Annotated in this window: 20 protein-coding genes; 14 read left to right on the forward strand and 6 right to left on the reverse strand. The window is 72.9% G+C overall.

The window, feature by feature from the left end; translation table 11 throughout:
* The first annotated feature begins 48 nt into the window (after positions 1–48).
* Positions 49–453 (forward strand): pyrophosphohydrolase domain-containing protein, encoded by a 405-nt coding sequence (locus ACZ79I_RS29595; protein WP_471501111.1) that lies wholly within the window; start codon positions 49–51, stop codon positions 451–453.
* Positions 454–481: 28 nt separating this feature from the next.
* Here the strand turns inward: ACZ79I_RS29595 and ACZ79I_RS29600 are convergent, their stop codons facing one another.
* Positions 482–709 (reverse strand): hypothetical protein, encoded by a 228-nt coding sequence (locus tag ACZ79I_RS29600; protein WP_381077150.1) that lies wholly within the window; start codon positions 707–709, stop codon positions 482–484.
* A gap of 170 nt (positions 710–879) precedes the next feature.
* Between ACZ79I_RS29600 and miaB the strand changes: the two genes are divergently transcribed.
* Together miaB and ACZ79I_RS29610 are read left to right on the forward strand one after the other, a co-directional pair.
* Positions 880–2,409, forward strand: coding sequence for a tRNA (N6-isopentenyl adenosine(37)-C2)-methylthiotransferase MiaB (miaB, locus tag ACZ79I_RS29605; RefSeq protein WP_471501113.1), 1,530 nt, complete (start codon positions 880–882; stop codon positions 2,407–2,409).
* A 142-nt stretch (positions 2,410–2,551) separates the two neighbouring features.
* The gene (locus ACZ79I_RS29610) at positions 2,552–3,271 is read left to right on the forward strand and encodes a class III extradiol dioxygenase subunit B-like domain-containing protein (RefSeq protein WP_471501115.1); all 720 of its coding nucleotides are present in this window, start codon (positions 2,552–2,554) and stop codon (positions 3,269–3,271) included.
* 207 nt (positions 3,272–3,478) lie between these two features.
* On the opposite strand, the gene ACZ79I_RS29615 is transcribed toward ACZ79I_RS29610, so the two are convergent.
* Both ACZ79I_RS29615 and ACZ79I_RS29620 read right to left on the reverse strand, forming a co-directional pair.
* Positions 3,479–3,748: an antitoxin gene (locus ACZ79I_RS29615; protein WP_471501117.1), complete on the reverse strand. Its 270-nt coding sequence runs from the start codon at positions 3,746–3,748 to the stop codon at positions 3,479–3,481.
* Between the two features lie 26 nt (positions 3,749–3,774).
* On the reverse strand, positions 3,775–4,065 hold the full coding sequence (locus tag ACZ79I_RS29620; RefSeq protein ID WP_471501119.1) for a hypothetical protein: 291 nt from the start codon (positions 4,063–4,065) through the stop codon (positions 3,775–3,777).
* 182 nt (positions 4,066–4,247) lie between these two features.
* On the opposite strand from ACZ79I_RS29620, the gene miaA reads away from it, so the two are divergent.
* From miaA to ACZ79I_RS29655, 7 genes are all read left to right on the forward strand, one after another.
* Positions 4,248–5,186, forward strand: coding sequence for a tRNA (adenosine(37)-N6)-dimethylallyltransferase MiaA (miaA, locus tag ACZ79I_RS29625; protein WP_471501121.1), 939 nt, complete (start codon positions 4,248–4,250; stop codon positions 5,184–5,186).
* A gap of 102 nt (positions 5,187–5,288) precedes the next feature.
* Entirely contained in the window at positions 5,289–5,783 is a 495-nt protein-coding gene (locus ACZ79I_RS29630) for a hypothetical protein (protein ID WP_471501123.1), read from the forward strand.
* Positions 5,784–5,903: 120 nt separating this feature from the next.
* Positions 5,904–6,773 carry a diaminopimelate epimerase gene (gene dapF, locus ACZ79I_RS29635; RefSeq protein ID WP_471501125.1) on the forward strand — a complete coding sequence of 290 codons (870 nt, stop codon included), beginning with the start codon at positions 5,904–5,906 and terminating at the stop codon, positions 6,771–6,773.
* A gap of 428 nt (positions 6,774–7,201) precedes the next feature.
* Complete coding sequence (locus tag ACZ79I_RS29640) at positions 7,202–9,388, forward strand: RelA/SpoT family protein (RefSeq protein WP_471501127.1); 2,187 nt, start codon at positions 7,202–7,204, stop codon at positions 9,386–9,388.
* 176 nt (positions 9,389–9,564) lie between these two features.
* Positions 9,565–10,281: a nucleotidyltransferase family protein gene (locus tag ACZ79I_RS29645; protein ID WP_471501129.1), complete on the forward strand. Its 717-nt coding sequence runs from the start codon at positions 9,565–9,567 to the stop codon at positions 10,279–10,281.
* On the forward strand, positions 10,278–10,565 hold the full coding sequence (locus ACZ79I_RS29650; protein ID WP_471501131.1) for a BON domain-containing protein: 288 nt from the start codon (positions 10,278–10,280) through the stop codon (positions 10,563–10,565). The genes ACZ79I_RS29645 and ACZ79I_RS29650 overlap by 4 nt, the downstream gene beginning before the upstream one ends.
* On the forward strand, positions 10,562–11,329 hold the full coding sequence (locus ACZ79I_RS29655) for a metallophosphoesterase family protein (RefSeq protein ID WP_471501133.1): 768 nt from the start codon (positions 10,562–10,564) through the stop codon (positions 11,327–11,329). The genes ACZ79I_RS29650 and ACZ79I_RS29655 overlap by 4 nt, the downstream gene beginning before the upstream one ends.
* Before the next feature lie 260 nt (positions 11,330–11,589).
* Here the strand turns inward: ACZ79I_RS29655 and ACZ79I_RS29660 are convergent, their stop codons facing one another.
* The gene (locus ACZ79I_RS29660) at positions 11,590–12,048 is read right to left on the reverse strand and encodes an SRPBCC family protein (protein ID WP_471501135.1); all 459 of its coding nucleotides are present in this window, start codon (positions 12,046–12,048) and stop codon (positions 11,590–11,592) included.
* Between the two features lie 177 nt (positions 12,049–12,225).
* On the opposite strand from ACZ79I_RS29660, the gene ACZ79I_RS29665 reads away from it, so the two are divergent.
* Both ACZ79I_RS29665 and hflX read left to right on the forward strand, forming a co-directional pair.
* Positions 12,226–13,728 (forward strand): M1 family metallopeptidase, encoded by a 1,503-nt coding sequence (locus ACZ79I_RS29665; protein ID WP_471501137.1) that lies wholly within the window; start codon positions 12,226–12,228, stop codon positions 13,726–13,728.
* Positions 13,729–13,898: 170 nt separating this feature from the next.
* Positions 13,899–15,389 (forward strand): GTPase HflX, encoded by a 1,491-nt coding sequence (gene hflX, locus ACZ79I_RS29670; protein ID WP_471501139.1) that lies wholly within the window; start codon positions 13,899–13,901, stop codon positions 15,387–15,389.
* Between the two features lie 216 nt (positions 15,390–15,605).
* On the opposite strand, the gene ACZ79I_RS29675 is transcribed toward hflX, so the two are convergent.
* Positions 15,606–16,811 carry a trypsin-like serine peptidase gene (locus ACZ79I_RS29675; RefSeq protein ID WP_471501141.1) on the reverse strand — a complete coding sequence of 402 codons (1,206 nt, stop codon included), beginning with the start codon at positions 16,809–16,811 and terminating at the stop codon, positions 15,606–15,608.
* Positions 16,812–17,017: 206 nt separating this feature from the next.
* Positions 17,018–18,244 carry a trypsin-like serine peptidase gene (locus tag ACZ79I_RS29680; RefSeq protein WP_471501143.1) on the reverse strand — a complete coding sequence of 409 codons (1,227 nt, stop codon included), beginning with the start codon at positions 18,242–18,244 and terminating at the stop codon, positions 17,018–17,020.
* A gap of 345 nt (positions 18,245–18,589) precedes the next feature.
* Between ACZ79I_RS29680 and ACZ79I_RS29685 the strand changes: the two genes are divergently transcribed.
* Positions 18,590–20,059: a diaminobutyrate--2-oxoglutarate transaminase family protein gene (locus tag ACZ79I_RS29685; RefSeq protein ID WP_471501145.1), complete on the forward strand. Its 1,470-nt coding sequence runs from the start codon at positions 18,590–18,592 to the stop codon at positions 20,057–20,059.
* Positions 20,060–20,181: 122 nt separating this feature from the next.
* Positions 20,182–22,140, forward strand: coding sequence for an IucA/IucC family protein (locus ACZ79I_RS29690; protein ID WP_471501147.1), 1,959 nt, complete (start codon positions 20,182–20,184; stop codon positions 22,138–22,140).
* Positions 22,141–22,149: the final 9 nt, after the last annotated feature.

Consider the following 22,149-nt stretch of genomic DNA (forward strand, 5'->3'; position numbering starts at 1 on the left):
GACAAGGGGACCGCTGGGGCCCGGGGCGGGTGACGGTAGGGTCGCCGGATGCACGCTTCTCCCGCCTCGCTCGTCCGTGAATTCCACCTGGCCTTCGGACTCGACGCCCGGTCCGTGCCGACGGAGGTCTCCCGGGAGCTGGCCGCGCACCGCGGCGAGTTGCTCGCGGAGGAGGCCGCGGAGGTCGCCGAGGTGTCGGTCACCGGCCCCCTCGACCGGCTGGCACACGAGCTCGCGGACCTCGTGTACGTGGCGTACGGCACCGCCCTCGTGCACGGCATCGACCTCGACGCCGTGATCGCCGAGATCCACCGCGCCAACATGACCAAGATCGGCCCCGACGGCACGGTCTCCCGCCGGTCCGACGGCAAGGTCCTCAAGGGCGACCACTACCGCGCCCCGGACGTCCCGGCGGTCCTGCGCCGCCAGGGCTGGACGCCGCCGGGCGCGTAGCGGACCCCGGGTCCGGCCACGCCTTCCGTCAGGGGCTGGCGCCGTCGAAGCCGTATGTCAAGGGCTCGCGGGCGCCGAGCTGGCGCCGGTAGACGTACAGGGCCTCGACCCGGACACCGTCCGCCGGGCTCTCCACCCGGCAGGGGTAGGTGACCTGCAGCACCGGCGGCCGGCCCGCGACCTGCATGCGCAGGCCGTCGGCCGGTCCTCCGGCGAGCACCGCGGTCTCCCACTTCGTGGCGACATGAAGATCCATGTCCGTACTTTAGAGTTGCGCATTCTGTAAACCGTTGTGACCTGCGCCACGTCGGTCCGGGGTGCCGGGTTGGGGGACGGTGGCGGCGTCCGTGGCGGCGGCCGTCCGGAGCGCCTGCCCCAGGCGCCGATGCGGGCCGGTGGCGTTCCCGAACCGCCTACCCTTGAGCCATGACCACCAGCAGCGACCGGAGCCCGGCAGTGGACGCCCAAGCACCCAAGAGCTACGAGATCCGCACCTACGGGTGTCAGATGAACGTCCACGACTCCGAGCGATTGGCGGGGCTGCTCGAAGGCGCCGGATACGTGCGGGCGCCCGAGGGGTCGGACGGCGACGCGGACATCGTCGTCTTCAACACCTGCGCCGTCCGGGAGAACGCCGACAACCGGCTCTACGGCAACCTCGGCCGCCTCGCGCCGAAGAAGGCCCGACGGCCCGGCATGCAGATCGCCGTCGGCGGCTGTCTGGCGCAGAAGGACCGCGACACCATCGTGAAGAAGGCGCCCTGGGTGGACGTCGTCTTCGGCACCCACAACATCGGCAAGCTGCCCGTCCTGCTCGAGCGCGCCCGCGTCCAGGAGGAGGCGCAGGTCGAGATCGCCGAGTCGCTCGAGGCGTTTCCGTCGACGCTGCCGACGCGGCGGGAGAGCGCGTACGCGGCGTGGGTGTCGATCTCCGTCGGCTGCAACAACACCTGCACCTTCTGCATCGTCCCGGCCCTGCGCGGCAAGGAGAAGGACCGCCGCCCCGGCGACATCCTCGCCGAGGTCGAGGCCCTGGTCGCCGAGGGCGTCTCCGAGATCACCCTGCTGGGGCAGAACGTCAACGCGTACGGCTCCGACATCGGCGACCGCGAGGCGTTCAGCAAGCTGCTGCGCGCCTGCGGGGCGATCGAGGGCCTGGAGCGCGTGCGGTTCACCTCGCCGCACCCGCGCGACTTCACCGACGACGTCATCGCGGCCATGGCCGAGACGCCGAACGTGATGCCGCAGCTGCACATGCCGCTGCAGTCCGGCTCGGACACGGTCCTGAAGGCGATGCGCCGTTCCTACCGCCAGGAGCGCTACCTGGGGATCATCGAGAAGGTGCGGGCCGCCATCCCGCACGCCGCGATCACCACGGACATCATCGTCGGCTTCCCCGGGGAGACCGAGGAGGACTTCGAGCAGACGCTGCACGTGGTGCGCGAGGCGCGGTTCGCGCAGGCGTTCACCTTCCAGTACTCCAAGCGGCCCGGCACGCCGGCCGCCACCATGGACGGCCAGATCCCCAAGGAGGTCGTCCAGGCGCGCTACGAGCGGCTCGTCGCCCTCCAGGAGGAGATCTCCTGGGAGGAGAACAAGAAGCAGGTCGGCCGCACCCTGGAGCTGATGGCCGCCGAGGGCGAGGGCCGCAAGGACGGTGCCACCCACCGCCTCTCGGGCCGCGCCCCCGACAACCGCCTGGTGCACTTCACCAAGCCGGACGGGGAGGTCCGCCCGGGGGACGTGGTCACGGTCGAGGTCACGTACGCCGCCCCCCACCATCTGCTCGCGGAGGGCCCCGCCCTCGGGGTGCGCCGCACGCGCGCGGGCGACGCCTGGGCGAAGCGGAACGCCGAGGAGGCCGCCAAGCCGGCCGGTGTCATGCTCGGGCTGCCGTCGATCGGCGCCCCGGAACCCCTGTCGGCGGCGACCGCAGGCGCGTGCGGCTGCGACTGACGCACCCACCTTCGCCGGAGTGCGAACAAGGCCCGTCGGCCTCGCCGTCACCGCGATCGACCTCACGGACGTGCCGACCGGGCAGTGACCGCGGTCGCCCCGGCCTCACACGCCGCCGCCCGACGGGATTACGCTGCGGATCATGCTTGTCGCCGCCGCCGTCTGCCCCTGTCCGCCGCTGCTGGTGCCCGAGGTCGCCGCCGGCGCCGCGCCCGAACTGGACGGCGCCCGTGCCGCCTGCGCCGACGCCCTGGGCGTGCTCGCCGCCGCGCGGCCCGGCCGGCTGGTGGTCGTCGGTCCCGCCGGGGAGAGCGCGCCGTGCCCGTACCCGGAGGGGAGCCGGGGGTCGTTCCGCGGCTTCGGTGTGGATGTCGGCGTACGGCTGGGCGCGCGCCCGGCGGACCAGGCGGCGGCGTGGCGCGAGCTGCCGCCGTCGCTCGCCGTCGCCGCGTGGCTGCTGGAGCGGACGGGCTGGGCCGACGCGCCCGTGGAAGGGCTCGGTGTCCCGGAGTCCCTGCCGCCCGAGGGGTGCGCCGAGGCCGGAGCCGGCCTCGCCGGGCGGGACGAACGGGTGGCCCTGCTGGTCATGGGAGACGCCAGCGCGTGCCGCACGCTGAAGGCGCCCGGCTACCTGGACGAGCGCGCGGCCGGGTTCGACGCGCAGGTCGCGCGGGCGCTGGCGGCGGCGGACGTGGCGGCCCTGAAGGCGCTGGACGCGGCACTGGCCCACGAGCTGAAGGCCGGCGGCCGGGCGTCCTGGCAGGTACTGGCCGGCGCGGCCGAGGGCGCGGGCCTGTCGGGTGCGCTTCTGTACGACGACGCGCCGTACGGGGTCGGGTACCTGGTGGCGGCCTGGTCGTAGCCGGTCCGGACACCGCGCTGCCCAGGCCACCACGTCCTCGTCGCAGGCATGGCGCTGGCGCGCCGCCGGCCCCGCATGTCCGTGCACGCCCCCGCGGGCCCTGTGCGCCCTCGGACGCCCGGGACCGCCTCCCGGACACGCCGACGGCCGGGAGGCGGTGCGCCCCGCGGCCGTCCGCCGAGGTGCTCCTCCGTGGTCGCAGCGCGGTCAGGATGCCGAGGGCGGCCGGGTGCCGCCCGGCGGCGTCTCCCCGCCCGTCGTGCCGGTGTCCCGGTGCCCGAGGCGCTCCACCGCGTGCTTCGCCTTGTCGGCGCCCGTGTGGATCTTGTCGCTGTACTTGCCCTTGGTCTTCTCGTCGACCAGCTTCGCGGCCTTGTCCAGGCCCCGCTCCACCTTTCCCCCGTGCTGGTCCGCGAGGTGTGCGGCCTTCTCCCTGGCGGGGGAGAGCTTGGCTTTCATCCTGTCCATGAGACCCATGGGTGCACCCTTCCTCGCGACGGCGGTCATGTGCGGGCGCTCTCGTCGGACTCGCTGTCGGCGACGTCCTTGGCGGACTGCTGCCCGGGGATCGCGACGCCCCCGTCGGCGGTGGGCCGTGCGGTCTCCGCCGCCGTCGGCCGCGGCCCGGACTCAGCGTCGGCCTCGGCCGTACCCTCGGCGGCAGCCGCCGCGTCCGTGGCCTCCGCTGCCGCCGTCGTTGCCGCGGTGGCCGCCGGCTGTGGGATCTCCGCCTCGGCGGACTGCGCCTCCTCGGCCGTCCTCGACCTCCGAAAAAGCCGTGCAAAAACGCCCATATCAACTCCATACGTTACTCGTGCGGGCGAAATACCGCGTGGTCCGGTGTGTCCGTTTGCGTCGTCCGAGTCACCTGTTCTCGAACCGGCGGCCGGGAACCTCGCATCTGGCAACGACCTCGCGCACGGGGCGTCACGTAACTCGTTCGAGGTGAGGCCGGGAGGTTTGCGAGACTGTTGCGGTGAGTAGTGCAGCTCCCGCGCCGCGGGTCATCGCCGTCGTCGGGCCGACCGCGGCCGGAAAGTCCGATCTGGGCGTGTTCCTGGCGCAGCGTCTCGGCGGTGAGGTCGTCAACGCCGACTCCATGCAGCTCTACCGGGGGATGGACATCGGCACGGCCAAGCTGACGCATGAGGAGCGCGGCGGCGTCCCGCACCACCTGCTCGGCATCTGGGACGTGACGGTCACGGCGTCCGTCGCCGAGTACCAGCGGCTCGCCCGCGCCCGCATCGACGCGCTGCTGGCCGAGGGCCGCTGGCCCGTCCTGGTGGGCGGTTCGGGGCTGTACGTGCGCGGCGCCGTGGACAACCTGGAGTTCCCCGGGACCGACCCCGAGGTGCGCGCCCGGCTCGAGGAGGAGCTCGCGGTGCGCGGCTCCGGAGCGCTGCACGCCCGTCTGGCCGCCGCCGACCCGGAGGCCGCGCACGCGATCCTGCCCAGCAACGGCCGCCGCATCGTGCGCGCCCTGGAGGTCATCGAGATCACCGGGAAGCCCTTCACCGCCAACCTCCCGGGCCACGACTCGGTGTACGACACCATCCAGATCGGCGTCGACGTGGCGCGCCCCGAACTCGACGAGCGCATCGCCCGCCGGGTCGACCGGATGTGGGAGGCGGGGCTCGTCGACGAGGTGCGCGCGCTGGAGACACGGGGTCTGCGCCACGGGCGCACGGCGTCGCGCGCGCTCGGGTACCAGCAGGTCCTCGCGGCGCTCGCGCGGGAGTGCACGATGGAGGAGGCGCGCGCCGAAACCGTACGCGCCACCAAGCGCTTCGCGCGCCGTCAGGATTCATGGTTCCGGCGCGACCCGCGTGTGCACTGGCTCAGCGGCGCGGCGGCGGACCGCACGGAACTTCCGCGCCTCGCGCTGGCGTTGGTCGAACGACCGGTTACAGCCTGATCACGTGATGGCATCGGGACGCCCCGGCCGCCATCCGGGCCTCCGGCGGCATGCCATCATCGTGCTTCGATCGACCAAGTGGAGTCCGAGTTGGGAGGGCGCGTGGCGATGGAGGCCGGCCCTCGCGACACCGCACACGGCGCGGTGCACGACACCGCGGAGGACGGGGATCACACCCTCAGTTCCGACGGTCCCGACGACCAGCCGCCGGGCGGTGTGACCGCCGACGGGCCGGAGATGGACGAGCTGTCCGGCGGGCCCGAGGTCGAGGTGGAGCTGCGCCCGCAGCGCCGGCTGCGCATCTGGCAGCTCGCCCCCATCGTGGCGCTGGCGGCGGTCGGCTCTCTGATGTTCGCCTTCCCGCTGGCCTTCGAGTTCGGCGACGGCGGTGCCGTGGTCGCCATGCTCGGCCTGCTGATCTGCTCCTGCGCGGCCGGCTGGGGCATGATGGCCGCCCGCCGGGTCGGCTACACCTGGCCGGGCCTGCCGCAGCGCGGCTCCGGGCGGCGCCCGGACTGGCGTGTCGTCGCCGGGTACGCCGTGGTGGTCGCCGCGGTGGTCGTGCTGGCCGTGTGGCGCGTCGCCCGGCTGCGCTGAGCCCGCGGTTCGCGTGCCCCCGCGTGCGCCGGGGCGTGCGCCGGAGGGCGTGCCCCCGGCCGTGATCCGCGGGACGGACCGTCCGACCGGAGTGCCGCGCCGAACCCGTACGATCGAGGAATGAGCACGCGGATCGCCTTCCTCAAGGGTCACGGCACCGAGAACGACTTCGTGATCGTCCCGGACCCGGAGAACGTCATCGACCTGCCCCCGGCCGCCGTCGCCGCCCTGTGCGACCGCCGCGCGGGCATCGGCGGCGACGGTCTGCTGCACGTCGTGCGCTCCGCCGCGCACCCCGAGGCCCGGGGGATGGCCGCCGAGGCGGAGTGGTTCATGGACTACCGCAACGCGGACGGCTCGATCGCGGAGATGTGCGGCAACGGCGTACGGGTGTTCGCCCGCTACCTCCAGCGTTCCGGCCACGCGGGCGAGGGGGACCTCACGGTCGCCACGCGCGGCGGTGTGAAGACCGTGCACATCGCGAAGAACGGCGACATCACCGTCGGCATGGGCAGGGCGCTCCTCCCCGAAGGGGACGTCACGGTCGGGGCCGGTGAGCGCAGCTGGCCCGCGCGCAACGTGAACATGGGCAATCCGCACGCCGTCGCCTTCGTCGACGACCTGGCGCACGCGGGCGACCTGCTGACTCCGCCTCCGTTCAGCCCGGCCGCGGCCTATCCGGACGGGGTGAACGTCGAGTTCGTCGCCGACCGCGGCCCCCGGCACGTCGCGATGCGCGTCCATGAGCGCGGCTCCGGCGAGACCCGCTCGTGCGGCACGGGCGCGTGCGCGGTGGCGGTCGCCGCGGCCCGCCGCGACGGCGCCGACCCGGCCGTGACGGGCACTCCGGCGACGTACACCGTCGATGTCCTCGGCGGCACCCTGGTGATCACCGAGCAGCCGGACGGCCGGATCGAGATGACCGGCCCGGCGGTGATCGTCGCCGAGGGCGAGATCGACGCCCAGTGGCTGGAGTCGGCCGTCCGCTGAGCCGCCGAACGCGCGAACAGGGGCCCGGGAGCGGCCCCTTGGGGGCGAACGGGCAGCGCGTCGAAGCACGGTGTGGCACGCGGACGCCCATGCTCCGCGGCGCCGGGTGGCCGGAAACAGCAGTCGGCCGAACCGTCGTCCGTCCTCATATCACAGCTCGGGCCGCCCCTGACGCTCCGATCCGCAGCCCGGGATGTGCGAGAAGGCTCGAATCCACGGCGTGGGTCTCTGCCCATGGCTCGAAACCGTAAACCTTCAGACCTTCGCTCGAATGGGTGATCCGTTTCACGCTCGGCGAGAGCCGGTCAGGTGCGTGTGATGGGCTCGGTAGCATCAAGCACCGGCCCGGACGGGGGACCGCTGCCATCCCCTGCGCCGCGTATGCCATGGGGCACCCGTCCGCCGGTCCACGCAGCCGGAGGTGCCCAATGAGTGCGGAGGCCAGCAACCCTGCCACCCCCGCCCCCGCGACGCCCGGGGCGTACCGCAGGAAGAGCCGCGCCCGGATCGACCTGCGCCGTCTGGGCCGTGCCGCGCTGCTCGGATCCGCCACCCGCGACAGGCTCCCCGACGCCATCGGCCACGTCGCCGAGGCGCACCGCGCCCATTACCCCGACGCCGACCTCGAACTCCTGCGGCGCGCCTACCTGTTGGCCGAGTCCTCGCACCGCGGACAGATGCGCAAGAGCGGTGAGCCGTACATCACCCACCCCCTCGCCGTGACCCTGATCCTCGCCGAACTCGGCGCGGAGACCACGACCTTGACCGCAAGCCTGCTGCACGACACCGTCGAGGACACGGACGTGACGCTCGATCAGGTGCGCGAGGAGTTCGGCGAGGAGGTGCGCTACCTCGTCGACGGCGTCACCAAGCTGGAGAAGGTCGACTACGGTGCCGCGGCCGAACCCGAGACGTTCCGCAAGATGCTCGTCGCCACCGGCAACGACGTCCGGGTGATGTCCATCAAACTCGCCGACCGGCTGCACAACATGCGCACCCTGGGCGTGATGCGCCCCGAGAAGCAGGAACGCATCGCCAAGGTCACCAGGGACGTGCTCATCCCGCTCGCCGAACGGCTCGGCGTCCAGGCGCTGAAGACCGAACTCGAGGACCTCGTCTTCGCGATCCTGCACCCCGAGGAGTACGAGCACACCAGAGAGCTGATCGCCGAGAACGCGGCGCACGGCGACGACCCGCTCGCCGAGATGGCCGACCAGGTGCGCACGGTGCTGCGCGGGTCCGGGATCCAGGCGGACGTCCTCATCAGGCCACGGCACTTCGTCTCCGTCCACCGGATCTCCCGCAGACGGGGCCGGCTGCGCGGCGCCGACTTCGGGCGCCTCCTGGTGCTCGTGAACGAGGACGCCGACTGCTACGGGGTCCTCGGCGAACTGCACACGTGCATGACCCCGGTGGTCTCGGAGTTCAAGGACTTCATCGCCGTCCCCAAGTTCAACCTGTACCAGTCGCTGCACACCGCGCTGGCGCGCGAGGACGGCGAGGTCGCCGAGGTCCTCATCCGCACCCACCAGATGCACAAGGTCGCCGAGGCCGGTGTGATCGCGCTCGGCAACCCCTACGCTCCCGCGTCCGACGACCCCGCCGACGGCGAGCGCGTCGACCCCACCCGCCCCGGCTGGCTCTCCCGGCTCCTGGAGTGGCAGGAGGCGGCCCCCGACACCGACATCTTCTGGTCGACGCTGCGCGAGGACCTCGCCCAGGACCGGGAGATCACCGTGTTCCGGCCCGACGGCGGTGCGCTGGGCCTTCCGGAGGGCGCGAGCTGCGTGGACGCCGCGTACGCGCAGTACGGCGAGGATGCCCACGCGTGCATGGGCGCCCGCGTCAACGGGCGGCTGGCGACGCTGAGCACGGTTCTCAGGGACGGCGACACCGTGGAACTCCTCATGGGCCAGGATCCGGCCTCGGAGCCCTCCAGGGAGTGGCTGGAGCACGCGCACACCCCTGCCGCGCGGATCGCCATCCAGCGCCGGCTGGCGGCGCATCCGGCGCACGGGGACCCGTCCGGCGGCGCGCCGGAGCCGGGCGACCTGCGGCCGGGCGCCGCAGCGCCGGCCGAAGGCGCCGCCATGCTCGGGCCCGCCGCCCGCCCGCCCGCGCTCCCCGCGAGACCCACCGTGGAGGCGCCCGGCGAGCGCGCCGCCAACGCCGTCGTCGACCTGCCCGGCGCCTCCGTACGCCTCGCGGGCTGCTGCACGCCCGTGCCGCCCGACGAGGTCACCGCTTTCGCCGTGCGTGGGGGCGTGGTGACCGTCCACCGCGTCGGATGCGCCGGAGCGGCGCGCATGAAGAGCGCCGGGCGCGCGGAGGTCGGTGTGCGCTGGGGCGACACCACCGAGTGCCGGGTCACCCTCGTGGCCGAGTCCTTCGGGCGCCCGCACCTCCTCGCGGACCTCACCGAGGCCATCGCCCTGGAAGGCGTCGCGATCGTCTCCGCCACCGTCGAACCGCCCAGCCAGCAGCGCGTGCGCCACACCTACACGCTCCAGCTCCCGGACGCCGCGCGTCTGCCGGCCCTGATGCGGGCGATGCGGAACGTGCCCGGCGTGTACGACGTGAGCCGGGCGCAGCACTCCGCGGCGGCCGCCCCCTAGGACCCGTCCGGCCGTCCACCGGGGCCTGCCGTCCGTTCCACGGGCCCGGCGAGACGAGCGGCGGCCCGGCACCCGGGCACCGTGTCGAAGCCGACGCCCCGGGTACTCGCAGCCCGTACGGGCGCCGTTCATCGCGCCGCGTGACGGACCGACCTCGGCAGGTAGACGGTATGGCAATGACGCCGAACGCGGACGACGCAGCTGTGGGCGCGAGTGGGCGCGTTCCCGATCTGCGTGTCGCCGGAGAACACCTTGAGCATCCACCACCGCGCGCCCTCCGGGACCAGGAGCAGGAGCAGGATCTGCCGCGGGACCGGAACCAGGCGATTCTGGAGGCGGCGAAACAGGTCGGCACCCTCCTGAAGCGGAAGGGGCACGCCTTCGCCCTGGCGGGCAGTGTCGCCGTCTACGCCCACGGCGGAAGCGAGAACCTCCAGCACGACGCGGACTTCTGCGTCAGACCCGACGACGTGGACGCGGTCGCGGCCACACTGCGGGAAGCCGGCCTGCAGGTGCACACGCCCCCGGAGGACTGGCTGCTGAAGGCCAAGTGCTTCGGCCAGGACGTCGACATCATCTTCACCCTCGCGCACCGGCCCGTCACCACGGCCATGCTGGAGCGGGCGGCGGAACTGCCGGTCGACTCGGTGCGCATGCCGGTGCTGGCGCCGACCGACCTCATGGAGAGCCTGCTCGCGGCCTTCTCGGAGCACTACTGCGACTTCGGCGCGGTCCTGCCCATCGCGCGTTCCCTGCGCGAGAAGATCGACTGGGAACAGGTACGACGCGCCACCGGGAAGGCGCCGATGCCCGCCGCCTTCCTGTTCCTCCTGGAGCGTCTGAACGTCATCCCCCGGCGGCAGCCGAGCCCTCCGCAGCAGGAGCAGCCATGAGCGAGCACGGCGCAGAGCACCGGGGCGGAACTCCGGCCGCCTGGAACACCGACTACCGCATCGCCCACCTCCAGGACCGGCTCGCCGTCGGGGACCTCGCCGAGCTGGGCGTCCGCATCGAGGCGCGCGGCGGGGCGGTGATGCTCACCGGCACCGTTCCCTCCGCGCAGTGCCGGGAGGAGGTGCTGCGCATCGTCCACGAGGAACTGGCCGGACTCGCCGTCCACAGCGACATCGTGGTCGCGGAGACCTCCTCCCCGGACCACGCGGAGGAGGTGACATGATCCGGGTCGCGGCCGTCGGGGACATCCACATGGGACCCGACAGCCAGGGCCTGCTCAGGCCGGCGTTCGAGACGCTGCCGGACTGCGCCGACGTCCTGCTCCTGGCCGGCGACCTCACCCGGCACGGCACGCCGGAGGAGGCCCGTGTGGTGGCCAAGGAGGTCCAGGAGCTGGGTGTGCCGGTCGTCGCGGTCCTCGGCAACCACGATCACCACGCCGAGCGCCCCGAGGAGGTCACCGCGGTCCTCCAGGACGCCGGCGTCCGGGTGCTCGAGGGGCGGGCGACGGTGGTGGACGGCAACGGCGCGCGCATCGGCGTCGCCGGCACGAAGGGGTTCGGAGGCGGCTTCGTGGGCCGCAGTGCGGGGGAGTTCGGGGAACCGCTCATGAAGGAGTTCGTCCGGTACTCCCGGCGCTGCGCGGACGGCCTGCGGACGTCGCTGGACGAACTGGAGCGCCGCGGCTGCGATGTGCGCATCGCCCTGACCCACTTCTCACCGGTGCCGGAGACGCTCGCCGGCGAGCCGCTGGAGATCTACCCGTTCCTCGGCAGCTATCTGCTGGCTGAGGCCATCGACACCTCCGGCGCCGACCTCGCCGTCCACGGGCACGCCCACGCCGGCACGGAACACGGCATGACGAGCGGCGGCGTCAGGGTGCGCAACGTGGCACAACCGGTCATCCGGCGGGCGTTCAACGTGTACCACCTGCACGCCCACGAACCGGCGGCGGCGACCGTCGCGGCGGGCGACGGCCCCGGCTGAACACCCCGGGCCGCCGCGGCCGAACACCCCGGCCGGCTCCTGCGGGACGGCCGGGGGCGGCTCCCGCCGGAGAGGCCGGACTCCGCCGGACATGCTGACTCCGCCCGACACGCCGACTCCCCGACTCCGCCCGACACGCCGACTCGCCGGACACCCCGACTCCGCCCGACACCCCGACTCCGCCCGAAGACGGCCGGAGAGGCCCGGCCCGCCCGTGGAGGCCGGGCCGGGACACCCGGACACCCGTGGTCCGGCCCGCGTCAACCGGGTGTGATACGGCCGCGCCAGGATCCGGATTCGCCTCCGCGGTGCTCGATGAACTCCTTGAAGCGCCGCATGTCCCCCTTGATGCGCCGGTCGACCATCCCCAGCATGTCCGCGGTCTTCTCCATCACCCCGCTCGGTTCGACGTCCATCACGAGCTCGACACGGGTGTGCGTGTCATCCACGCGCTGGAAGCGGACCATGCCCTTCTGCCGGGCGTCGCCGCCGGTGGTGCGCCAGGTGATCCGCTCATCGGGAAGCTGGTCGACGATCTCGGTGTCGAACTCCCGCCGTACTCCGCCCAGCTTGGTGGTCCAGTGATTGTGCCGGTCGTCGAGCTGCCTGACCTCCTCGACGCCCTCCATGAAGTTCGGGAACTCCTCGAACTGCGTCCACTGGTTGTACGCGGTGCGGACCGGCACCTCCACCTCGACCGATTCCTTGACGGTGCTCATCACTGCGCCTCCTTGTCACTGACCGACTGCGGACGGCCGGGTCTGCCGTGCAGATCCGGCACCCTGCGCCGAGTACCCGGCAATCACCCGCTTACGGCCGCTCGGCGGCGACCCCGTTCGGGTGGGACCGGCGCGCGCCGTCACCGTGCGGCCCGCACGCGCTGGTAGCCGTGGTCCATGCCGCACAGCCTCCGCTCCGTCGTCCCGCGTGCCCGTCGTGCCCGGGCGGCCGTGCTCGCCTCCGCCCTCTCCGGCTGCCTCGTCGCCGCGAGCGCCCCGGCGCCCGCGGTGCCCCTGGGCGTCGGCGACCGGCTCTACCCGACGCTCGGCAACCCCGGGTACGACGTCCGCTCGTACGACCTGTCCTTCACCTATCCCGGCGGCAACAGCGAGCCGCTCACCGCGGTCACCACGATCCGCGCGCGCACCACCGAGCGTCTGGACCGTGTCAACCTCGACTTCGCGCACGGCACGGTGCAGTCCGTCGCCGTCAACGGGGCGCCCGCGGACTTCGCCACCGCGGGGGAGGACCTGGTGGTCACACCGGCCACCCCGATCCCCAGGAGAAGCACCCTGCGCATCACGGTGCGGCACACCAGCGACCCCGCGTCGCCGGACGGCCACGACGGCGGCTGGGTGCGGACCGACGACGGGCTCGCGATGGCCAACCAGGCCGACGCCGCCCACCTGGTCTTCCCGTGCAACGACCATCCGTCCGACAAGGCGATGTTCACCATCCGCGTGACCACGCCGGAGGGCTTCACCGCCGTGGCGAACGGTCTGCCGGCGGGCAGGGCGCGGGCCGGCCGGACCACCACCTGGACCTACCGCACCGCGCACCCCATGGCCACCGAACTCGCCCAGGTCTCCATCGGCCGCACCACCGTGCTGCACCGCGCAGGGCCCCACGGCCTGGCCCTCCGCGACGTCGTCCCCGCCGCGGACCGGGCCGTCCTCGAACCGTGGCTGGAGAAGACCCCCGCGCAGATCGCCTGGCTGGAGAAGAAGCTCGGGCCGTATCCCTTCGAGACCTACGGGATGCTGATCGCCTCGGCGCAGACCGGCTTCGAACTCGAGACGCAGACGCTCTCCCTCTTCGAGAAAGGGCTGTTCACCGAGCCCGCCTACCCCTCGTGGTACGTCGAGTCCGTCATGGTGCACGAGCTGTCCCACCAGTGGCTCGGCGACAGCGTCACCCCCCGTACGTGGTCCGACCTGTGGCTGAACGAGGGACACGCCACCTGGTACGAGGCCCTGTACGCGGAGGAGACCGCCGGCAGGTCCCTTCAGACGCGTATGAAGGCGGCGTACGCCGTCTCGGACCAGTGGCGCGCCGACGGGGGCCCACCGGCCGCACCCAGGGCGCCGAAGCCCGGCCTGAAGATCGGCATCTTCCGGCCGAGCGTCTACGACGGTGCCGCGCTCGTGCTGTACGCGCTGCGCCAGGAGATCGGGCGTCCCGCCTTCGAGCGCCTGGAACGGCTCTGGGCGAGCCGGTACCGCGACCGTACGGTGACCACGGCGGACTTCGAACGCCTGGCGTCCGCCGTCGCGGGACGCGACCTGAGCGGGTTCCTCCGCGCCTGGCTGCACGGGCAGAAGACCCCGCCGATGCCGGGACACCCGGACTGGAAGAGCGGCCCCGTCCAGGCCGCGGGGGCGGCGCGACAAGTCGGATGACGAGACGGGCCGTGCCGTGCGACCATCGTCAGGTCCGCGGCGCGGCCCCAGGGCGGGTGACCGGGAATCTCCCGGGGTACCCCAGCGTTGTGACCGGTGACGAGTCATGGGGCCGTGAAAGGCCCGCGCTCCGTCGCCGCCATCGGAATCCCCAACGACGTAAGGACCCAATGACCTCCTCTTCTTCCCCTTCCCAGGACACCAAGCGCAGTGCGCACGCCTACCCCGAAGGTCTTCGGGCCGATGCCCTGATGGAAGAGGACGTCGCCTGGAGCCACGAGATCGACGGAGGGCGGGACGGCGACCAGTTCGACCGCTCCGACCGCGCGGCCCTGCGCCGTGTCGCGGGCCTCTCCACCGAGCTCGAGGACGTCACCGAGGTCGAGTACCGGCAGCTGCGCCTGGAGCGCGTCGTGCTCGTCGGCGTGTGGACCTCGGGGACCGCGCGGGACGCGGAGAACTCGCTCGCCGAGCTGGGAGCGCTTGCGGAGACCGCGGGCGCGCTCGTCCTCGACGGCGTGATCCAGCGCCGCAACGAACCGGACGCGGCGACCTACATCGGCTCCGGCAAGGCCACCGAGCTGCGGGACATCGTCCTCGATACGGGCGCCGACACCGTCATCTGCGACGGAGAGCTCAGCCCGGGCCAGCTGATCCACCTCGAGGACGTCGTCAAGGTCAAGGTCATCGACCGCACGGCCCTGATCCTGGACATCTTCGCCCAGCACGCCAAGTCCCGCGAGGGCAAGGCGCAGGTCGCGCTCGCGCAGATGCAGTACATGCTGCCGAGGCTGCGGGGCTGGGGTCAGTCGCTGTCCCGGCAGATGGGCGGCGGCAGCGGCGGCCTGGCCACCCGTGGTCCCGGTGAGACCAAGATCGAAACGGACCGGCGGCGGATCCGCGAGAAGATGGCGCGCATGCGCCGGGAGATCGCGCAGATGAAGACCGGCCGCGAGATCAAGCGCCAGGAGCGCAGGCGACACAAGGTTCCCTCGGTCGCCATCGCGGGGTACACGAACGCGGGCAAGTCCTCCCTCCTCAACCGCCTCACGGGCGCCGGCGTCCTGGTCGAGAACGCGCTGTTCGCGACCCTGGACCCGACCGTGCGCCGGGCCGAGACCCCGAGCGGGCGGCTGTACACGCTGGCCGACACGGTCGGTTTCGTCCGGCACCTGCCGCACCACCTCGTCGAGGCGTTCCGCTCCACGATGGAGGAGGTCGGCGACGCCGACCTGATCCTGCACGTCGTGGACGGCTCGCACCCGGCGCCGGAGGAGCAGCTGGCCGCCGTGCGCGAGGTGATCAGGGACGTCGGCGCCACCGGTGTCCCCGAGATCGTCGTGATCAACAAGGCGGACGCGGCCGACCCGCTGACGCTCCAGCGGCTGCTGCGGGTCGAGAAGCGCTCCATCGCCGTCTCCGCCCGCACCGGCCGGGGCATCGAGGAACTGCGGGCGCTCATCGACAACGAGCTGCCCAGGCCGTCCGTCGAGATCGAGGCGCTCGTACCGTACACGCACGGCAGGCTGGTGGCGCGCGCCCACTCCGAGGGCGAGGTGATCTCCGAGGAGCACACCCCGGAGGGCACGCTGCTCAAGGCGCGGGTGCACGAGGAACTGGCGGCGGAGCTGGCGCCGTACATGCCGGCCTCCGCGCTCTGACCCGCGGTCATGACCACATCGGAAGGGCGCGCTCCCCGTCGCGGGGAGCGCGCCCTTCCGGCGTCTTCCGGCGTCTTCCGGCGTCTTCCGGCGTCTTCCGGCGTCTTCCGGCGTGCGCCGCGGCAGGGCCGCCCGCGCCACATGGCGCGGGCGGCCGGGAGACCGCTCCAGCGGAGCCGACGCGCTGACGCGCCGGACGCGCCCGACGGCGACGGGTCACTGACCGCCGTACTGGCGGCTCATGTTCTGGTACAGCGCCTCGGCCTCCTGGCCCAGCTGCGGACCCGCGAGCCAGGTGTTGTCGGACGGGCCGATCGAGGTGTTCGAGACGAGTTCGGTCTTGCCGTCGACGACCCGGAACCAGCCGCCGCCGGAGGAGCCGCCGGTCATCGTGCAGCCGATGCGGTACATCGTCGGCAGGCTCGGTGACAGCGACAGACGGCCGGGCCGGTCGATGCACTTGAACATCTTCTGGCCGTCGTACGGCGGAGCGGCCGGGTAACCCCAGGCGCCCATCTTGCCGGCCTCCGTCGCGGACGGGGCGGAGAAGTCCACGTCCAGGGCGGCGCCGACCGTCTCCTCCAGGGACTTGGTGCCGGACTCGGGCTTCACATGCAGGATCGAGTAGTCGTACGGGGCGCCGGCGCCGCCGGACTCGGAGCCGCCCTGGATCCACTCGCTGGTCGTGGAGGCCCAGTCCGCCCACCACTGGCCGTACGGTGCGATCTCGGACGCGGAGGCGTTGTTCAGCTCGGAGGCGGGCCTGCCCCGGTCGTTGTAGGCGGGCACGAACGCGATGTTGCGGTACCAGCCCCCGCCGCCGCCCGCGTGCACGCAGTGGCCCGCTGTCCACACCAGGTTGGACTTGCCGGGGTGGTTCACGTCCTTGATGACCGTGCCGGAGCAGACCATCGAGCCCTCGGGGGAGTCGAAGAAGACCTTGCCCACCGGGGCGGCGTAGTCGTGGTACGGGGTCTTCTCGGCCGCGGCCTGCACCGGCGCCGGATCCGGGTCACTCACACCCTGGTCGGCCGACGCGTCCTTCGCCGAGATCGTCTTGTCCGGGTCCTTCGCGGACTTCATCCGCTCGGGCTTCCACAACCCCTTGATGACGGGGTTGACGAAGTCCTTGGCGGCGCTGAGCCACTTGTCCTTGTCCCAGTCCTTCCAGCCGCCGTTCGCCCACTGGTCGACGTCGATCCCGTGCTTCTTGAGCTTGTCGGCTATGTCACGGGGTACATGGAGCTTGTCCTGGCCCGGCGACGACGGAGAGGCGGCCGAGCCGGGCTTGTCGCTCGCACCGGTGTCATCGCCGTTGCAGGCGGAGGCGGTCAGCGCCAGCGCCGCTACGGTGGCGGCGAGAACGGTCCGCCTCCCGCGCCGGTGCGCGAAGGGCGTGGATGGCGTGGATAGGGAACGCATGCTGCTGTGACCCCCGTGAAAACGTGGTGATGTTCTGTCAGATGCCGGCGGGGCCGCTGGGCGCGGGGTCCGCTCGGGCGCGAGCCCCCACTATGCCCGTGCGGGCGAGGACGAACGGCGGCGAGGCGGTGAAGATTCCCGTGAGCCGCCGCGCCGCCGGCCGTCCCGTCCGTCAGGCGGGGCGCGTCACTGGTTCGCGAAGCGCCTCACTGGTTCGCGAACTTCTTGCTGACCGCCTGGTAGACGCTCTTGGCCACCGCCCCCAGCCGCGGACCGGCCAGCCAGCCCGATGTCACCGGGCCGATGGAGGTGTTGGAGACCAGCGCGGGCCGGCCGTCCGAGCCCGTCTCCACCCAGCCGCCGCCGGAGGAGCCGCCCGTCATGGTGCAGCCGATGCGGTACATCGTCGGATCCGCCTTCGCGAGCGAGAGCCGGCCCGGCTTGTCCTGGCACTGGTACAGCTTCTGCCCGTCGTACGGCGCCGCGGCCGGGTAGCCGATCGCCTTCATGCTGTCGACCTTCGGCACGGCAGGCGCGCTGAAGTTGACGGGAAGGGCCGAACCGACCGTCTCCTCCAGGGACTTGCCGCCGTTGCCCTTCTCCGGGGTCACATGGATGACGGCGAAGTCGTACGACGCGCCCTGGCCGCCCGTCTCCCCACCCTGCTCGATCCACTGGTCCGAGGTCTGCGCCCAGTCACCCCACCAGACGCCGTACGGCGCGAGCTGCTGCTTCGTCGCGTTCTGCAGCTCGGGCGCCGTCTTCCCGGCGTTGTTGTACGCCGGCACGAACGCGATGTTGCGGTACCAGCCGCCCTCCTTGCCCGCGTGCACGCAGTGCCCCGCGGTCCACACCAGGTTGGACTTGCCGGGATGGGCGGGGTCCTCGACCACGGTCGCCGAGCAGACCATGGTGCCCCCGGGAGCGTCGAAGAAGACCTTGCCGGCCGTGGGCGCGCTGTCGTGGTACACGGCCGGTACCGCCTGCGCCTTCACCGGCGCCGGAGTGGGGTCCGTGACGCCCTGGTCGCCCGAGAGGTCGTTGTCGCTCACGCCCCTGTCGGGATCGTTGGCGTCGCGCATCCGGCCCGGGTCCCACAGCCCCTTGATGATGGGATTGATGAAGTCGTCGGCCTCGCGCAGCCAGTCGTCCTTGTTCCAGTTCTTCCAGGCGCCGTTCTTCCACTTGTCGATGTCGATCCCGTGCTCCTTGAGCTTCCGCCTGATGTCGTCCGGGATCTTGATCTTGTCGTCGCCGGCCGAGGACGCGGACGCGCTCGCCTGGCCGCTCGCCTTGGTGTCCTCGCCCGGGCCGCACGCGGTCGCGGTCAGCGCCAGCGCCGCGACGAGGCCGAGAGCCGCCGGTACGGGGGAGATTGCGCGGCGCGCGCCTCTTCCTCGGGCGGGGGCGAAGAACGGGCGTATGGGTCGCATGGTGTGAACTCCCCCTGGAACGAACCTGTGTGAAGGCAGCGGCGCACGGCCGTGGAGCACGGCGCTCTCGTACGTGATCACCGCTTCCACCGAACGGCACCACACACTATGCGGTCGCTGTGGGGGAGTTCCGACGGAACGGCAACGGTTCCGTCACGGCACTGATCACCGATGCACTCCTCCCCGGGCGGCGGCATCACCGTTTCCGCGTCCGCGATCACGCGACAGGGATCTCCCGTTCACCCGCTTCCCCGGGCCTCCCGCGTCGTTGGTACGTACGGGCGACCTGCCGTCGGTGCTCAGGCCCTCGCCCATCGCCTCGGGACAGCGGGAGGAACTGACGTCGTGGCCGTGACGGAGACTGCGGTGGTGCCGGTGGACGGCGAGCCGGAAGGGCGCGGGGACGCGGAGGGGGAGCGCTCGGCGCGTGAGGGCGCGCGCGGAACCGTGGGAGCGGATGCCGCACACGAGGGCATTCTGCGGCGGCAGTCGGTGCGCGAGTCCGCCGCGCGCACCTATGCGCGCGCCCTGCCGATCGTGCCCGTGCGGGCGCGCGGGCTCATCGTCGAGGGCGCGGACGGGCGCCGCTACCTCGACTGCCTCTCCGGCGCGGGCACGCTGGCCCTCGGCCACAACCACCCGGTCGTCCTGGAGGCGATCCGGAAGGTCCTCGACTCCGGTGCGCCCCTGCACGTCCTGGACCTGGCCACGCCCGTCAAGGACGCCTTCACCACCGAGCTGTTCCGCACGCTCCCGTCCGGCCTCGCCGAGCGCGCCCGCGTGCAGTTCTGCGGACCGGCCGGCACGGACGCCGTCGAGGCGGCGCTCAAGCTGGTACGGGCGGCGACCGGCCGGACGGGGATCCTCGCCTTCACCGGCGCGTACCACGGGATGACGGCGGGCGCCCTCGAGGTGTCCGGGGGCGCGACCGACGTACGCGTGACACGCCTGCCCTATCCACAGGACTACCGCTGCCCGTTCGGCATCGGCGGCGGCCGCGGCGCCGAACTCTCCGCACGCTGGACGGAATCCCTCCTCGACGACGACAGGTCCGGTGTCCCGCAGCCCGCCGGGATGATCCTCGAACCCGTCCAGGGCGAGGGCGGGGTCCACCCCGCGCCGGACGCGTGGATGCGCCGTATGCGGCGCATCACCGAGGCCCGGTCGATCCCGTTGGTCGTGGACGAGGTGCAGACCGGGGTGGGCCGCACCGGACGCTTCTGGGCGGTCGAGCACAGCGGTGTGGTGCCCGATGTGATGATCCTCTCCAAAGCGATCGGCGGGAGCATGCCGCTCGCCGTGGTGGTGTACCGCGACGAGCTCGACGTCTGGCGCCCCGGCGCCCACGCCGGCACGTTCCGCGGCAACCAGCTCGCCATGGCCGCCGGCACCGCGACCCTCGCCCACGTACGGGAGAACCGCCTCGCCGAGCGCGCCGCCACGCTCGGCGCCCGCATACTGGACCAGTTGCGTTCGCTGGCCGCCGAGTTCCCGTGCATCGGGGACGTACGCGGCCGGGGACTGATGCTCGGCGTCGAGCTGGTGGACCCCGAGGCCGTGCCCGGACAGGCGCCCCCGGCCCCCTCGACCGCCGTCCCCCGGGGCACCGGGCCCCGCCCCGCCGCGCCCGCACTGGCCGCCGCCGTCCAGCGGGAGTGCCTGCGGCGCGGCCTGATCGTGGAACTCGGCGGACGGGACGCGAGCGTGGTCCGCCTGCTGCCGCCGCTGACGATCAGTGACGAGCAGACGAACGCCGTGCTGGACCGGCTCGCCGACGCGGTGGCCGAGGTGGCCCGGGGGCCTGTCCGCCCCTGAGACCGCGCACGCCACGTCCTCCGACCGCCCCCTGAGCACGATTCCACCGAGCCTCCGCCCGCGTGCCCCGCCGCACCGCCGGAACAGGCGGGCGAGCCGGAACGACCTCCCGAGGAACGCCCTTGAACGCCACCCCCACCCCCGACCGCGGCTCCCATGCCCTCCAGCGGGAGACCGGCGCGCTCCCGCGGCAGAAGGCGGCACCACCGCAGGGGGAAGCACCGCACGGCACCGGCGCCGACCCGCTGGACCACCCGGATCCGTACGCGGCGGCCGAGGCCGCCACCGCCGAGAACCTGTTGCGCTGCTGGGTCCGCGAGAACGACCTCCCCGCTCCCGGCGACGGCATGCTGTGCATCCCGCTCCCCGCCAGCGGTACGGCGCTCCTCGTGCCGGTCCGCCACTGGTCCCCGGCCGGCTGGCACCGCTTCGGCCCGCCGTACCTGTCCGGCGCGCCTGGGGCGGCCCCGCCGGTGGACGCCGTGACCGTGGCGGCCCTGCTGGCGCGGGAGGCGACGGGAGCCCGCCCCCCGCAGGAATCCGCGCCGGACTGCGGGCGGGGCTCCGCGCCGGTCTCCGCGCGGCGCTCTGCGCAGGGCCCGGCGGCAGACCTCGCCCCGGGCCGCGGCGCCGACCTGGTGGGCCGCGTCGCCGACTCCGTGCTGCGCACCGCGACCTTCATCGCGCAACGCCGCGCGCACCCCACGGACGAGGGAACGGACCTCTTCCTCACCGCCGAGCAGGCGCTGCTGCTCGGGCACCCCCTGCACCCCACGGCGAAGAGCCGTGAGGGCCTCTCCGACTCCGAGACCCTGCTCTACTCGCCCGAAACACGTGGTTCCTTCCCGCTGCAATGGCTGGCGGTCGCGCCCTCGGTCCTCGCCGCCGACTCGGCGTGGACGGAAGGGGGCCGGCCCGTGCCGGCCGTCCGGCTGACCGCACGGCTCGCCGGCCCCGGGCTGCCGCTGCCCGAGGGCTTCGCCGCACTGCCCCTGCACCCCTGGCAGGCCCGCGAGGTCCGGCACCGCCCCGAGGTCGCGGCCCTGCTGGACGCCGGACTGCTGCGCGACCTCGGCCCGCACGGCGAGCGCTGGTGTCCCACGTCCTCCGTCCGCACCGTCCGCCGCCCGGGAGCCCCCGCGATGCTGAAGCTGTCGCTGGGCCTGCGCATCACCAACTCCCGCCGCGAGAACCTCCGCAAGGAACTCCACCGGGGCGTCGAGGTGCACCGTCTGCTGCGCGGCGGCCTCGGCAGGCGGTGGCAGTCCGCGCACCCCTGCTTCGACATCGTGCGCGACCCCGCCTGGGTCGCCGTCGACGACCGGGACGGCAGGCCCGTCCCCGGGCTGGACGTCGTGATCCGCCACAACCCGTTCGCCCCGTCCGACGACGCCTCCTGCGTCGCCGGGCTCGTCGCGCTCCGCCCCTGCGCGCCGGCGGCCGGAGAACGCTGCCCCGCCCTGCGCTCCCGGCTCGCCGAGATCATCACCCGCCTCGCCGGGCACACCGGACACTCGCGCGGCGCCGTCGCCACCGAGTGGTTCCTGCGCTACCTCGAACGGGTGGTGCGTCCGGTGCTCTGGCTGGACGGCGAGGCCGGTATCGCCCTGGAGGCACACCAGCAGAACACCGTGCTCCTGCTGGACCGCGAGGGCTGGCCCGCGGGCGGCCGCTACCGCGACAACCAGGGGTACTACTTCCGTGAGTCCCGCCGCGCCGAACTCGACGCCCTGCTGCCCGGCATCGGCGAGCACAGCGACACGTTCGTCTCCGACGAGGTCACCGACGAACGCTTCGCCTACTACCTCGGCATCAACAACGTGCTCGGTCTCATCGGCGCGTTCGGCTCCCAGCGCCTCGCCGACGAGCGGCTGCTGCTCGCCGCGTTCCGGGGCTTCCTCGCCGACGCCGTACTCGGACCCGACCGGCTGCGCACGCCGCTGCCGGCACGCCTGCTCGACTCTCCCGTCCTGCGCTGCAAGGCCAACCTCCTCACCAGACTGCACGGCCTCGACGAACTCGCCGGCCCGGTCGACACCCAGTCCGTCTACGTCACCATCACCAACCCCCTTCGTTCCTGAAGAACTCTT

The organism is Streptomyces sp. PSU-S4-23, assembly GCF_055632315.1.

Coding starts and splice junctions, on each gene's coding strand:
- ACZ79I_RS29595 (WP_471501111.1), top strand. CDS start 49: ATGCACGCTTCTCCCGCCTCGCTCGTCCGTGAATTCCACCTGGCCTTC.
- ACZ79I_RS29600 (WP_381077150.1), bottom strand. CDS start 709: ATGGATCTTCATGTCGCCACGAAGTGGGAGACCGCGGTGCTCGCCGGA.
- miaB (WP_471501113.1), top strand. CDS start 880: ATGACCACCAGCAGCGACCGGAGCCCGGCAGTGGACGCCCAAGCACCC.
- ACZ79I_RS29610 (WP_471501115.1), top strand. CDS start 2,552: ATGCTTGTCGCCGCCGCCGTCTGCCCCTGTCCGCCGCTGCTGGTGCCC.
- ACZ79I_RS29615 (WP_471501117.1), bottom strand. CDS start 3,748: ATGGGTCTCATGGACAGGATGAAAGCCAAGCTCTCCCCCGCCAGGGAG.
- ACZ79I_RS29620 (WP_471501119.1), bottom strand. CDS start 4,065: ATGGGCGTTTTTGCACGGCTTTTTCGGAGGTCGAGGACGGCCGAGGAG.
- dapF (WP_471501125.1), top strand. CDS start 5,904: ATGAGCACGCGGATCGCCTTCCTCAAGGGTCACGGCACCGAGAACGAC.
- ACZ79I_RS29640 (WP_471501127.1), top strand. CDS start 7,202: ATGAGTGCGGAGGCCAGCAACCCTGCCACCCCCGCCCCCGCGACGCCC.
- ACZ79I_RS29645 (WP_471501129.1), top strand. CDS start 9,565: ATGACGCCGAACGCGGACGACGCAGCTGTGGGCGCGAGTGGGCGCGTT.
- ACZ79I_RS29650 (WP_471501131.1), top strand. CDS start 10,278: ATGAGCGAGCACGGCGCAGAGCACCGGGGCGGAACTCCGGCCGCCTGG.
- ACZ79I_RS29655 (WP_471501133.1), top strand. CDS start 10,562: ATGATCCGGGTCGCGGCCGTCGGGGACATCCACATGGGACCCGACAGC.
- ACZ79I_RS29660 (WP_471501135.1), bottom strand. CDS start 12,048: ATGAGCACCGTCAAGGAATCGGTCGAGGTGGAGGTGCCGGTCCGCACC.
- ACZ79I_RS29665 (WP_471501137.1), top strand. CDS start 12,226: ATGCCGCACAGCCTCCGCTCCGTCGTCCCGCGTGCCCGTCGTGCCCGG.
- hflX (WP_471501139.1), top strand. CDS start 13,899: ATGACCTCCTCTTCTTCCCCTTCCCAGGACACCAAGCGCAGTGCGCAC.
- ACZ79I_RS29675 (WP_471501141.1), bottom strand. CDS start 16,811: ATGCGTTCCCTATCCACGCCATCCACGCCCTTCGCGCACCGGCGCGGG.
- ACZ79I_RS29680 (WP_471501143.1), bottom strand. CDS start 18,244: ATGCGACCCATACGCCCGTTCTTCGCCCCCGCCCGAGGAAGAGGCGCG.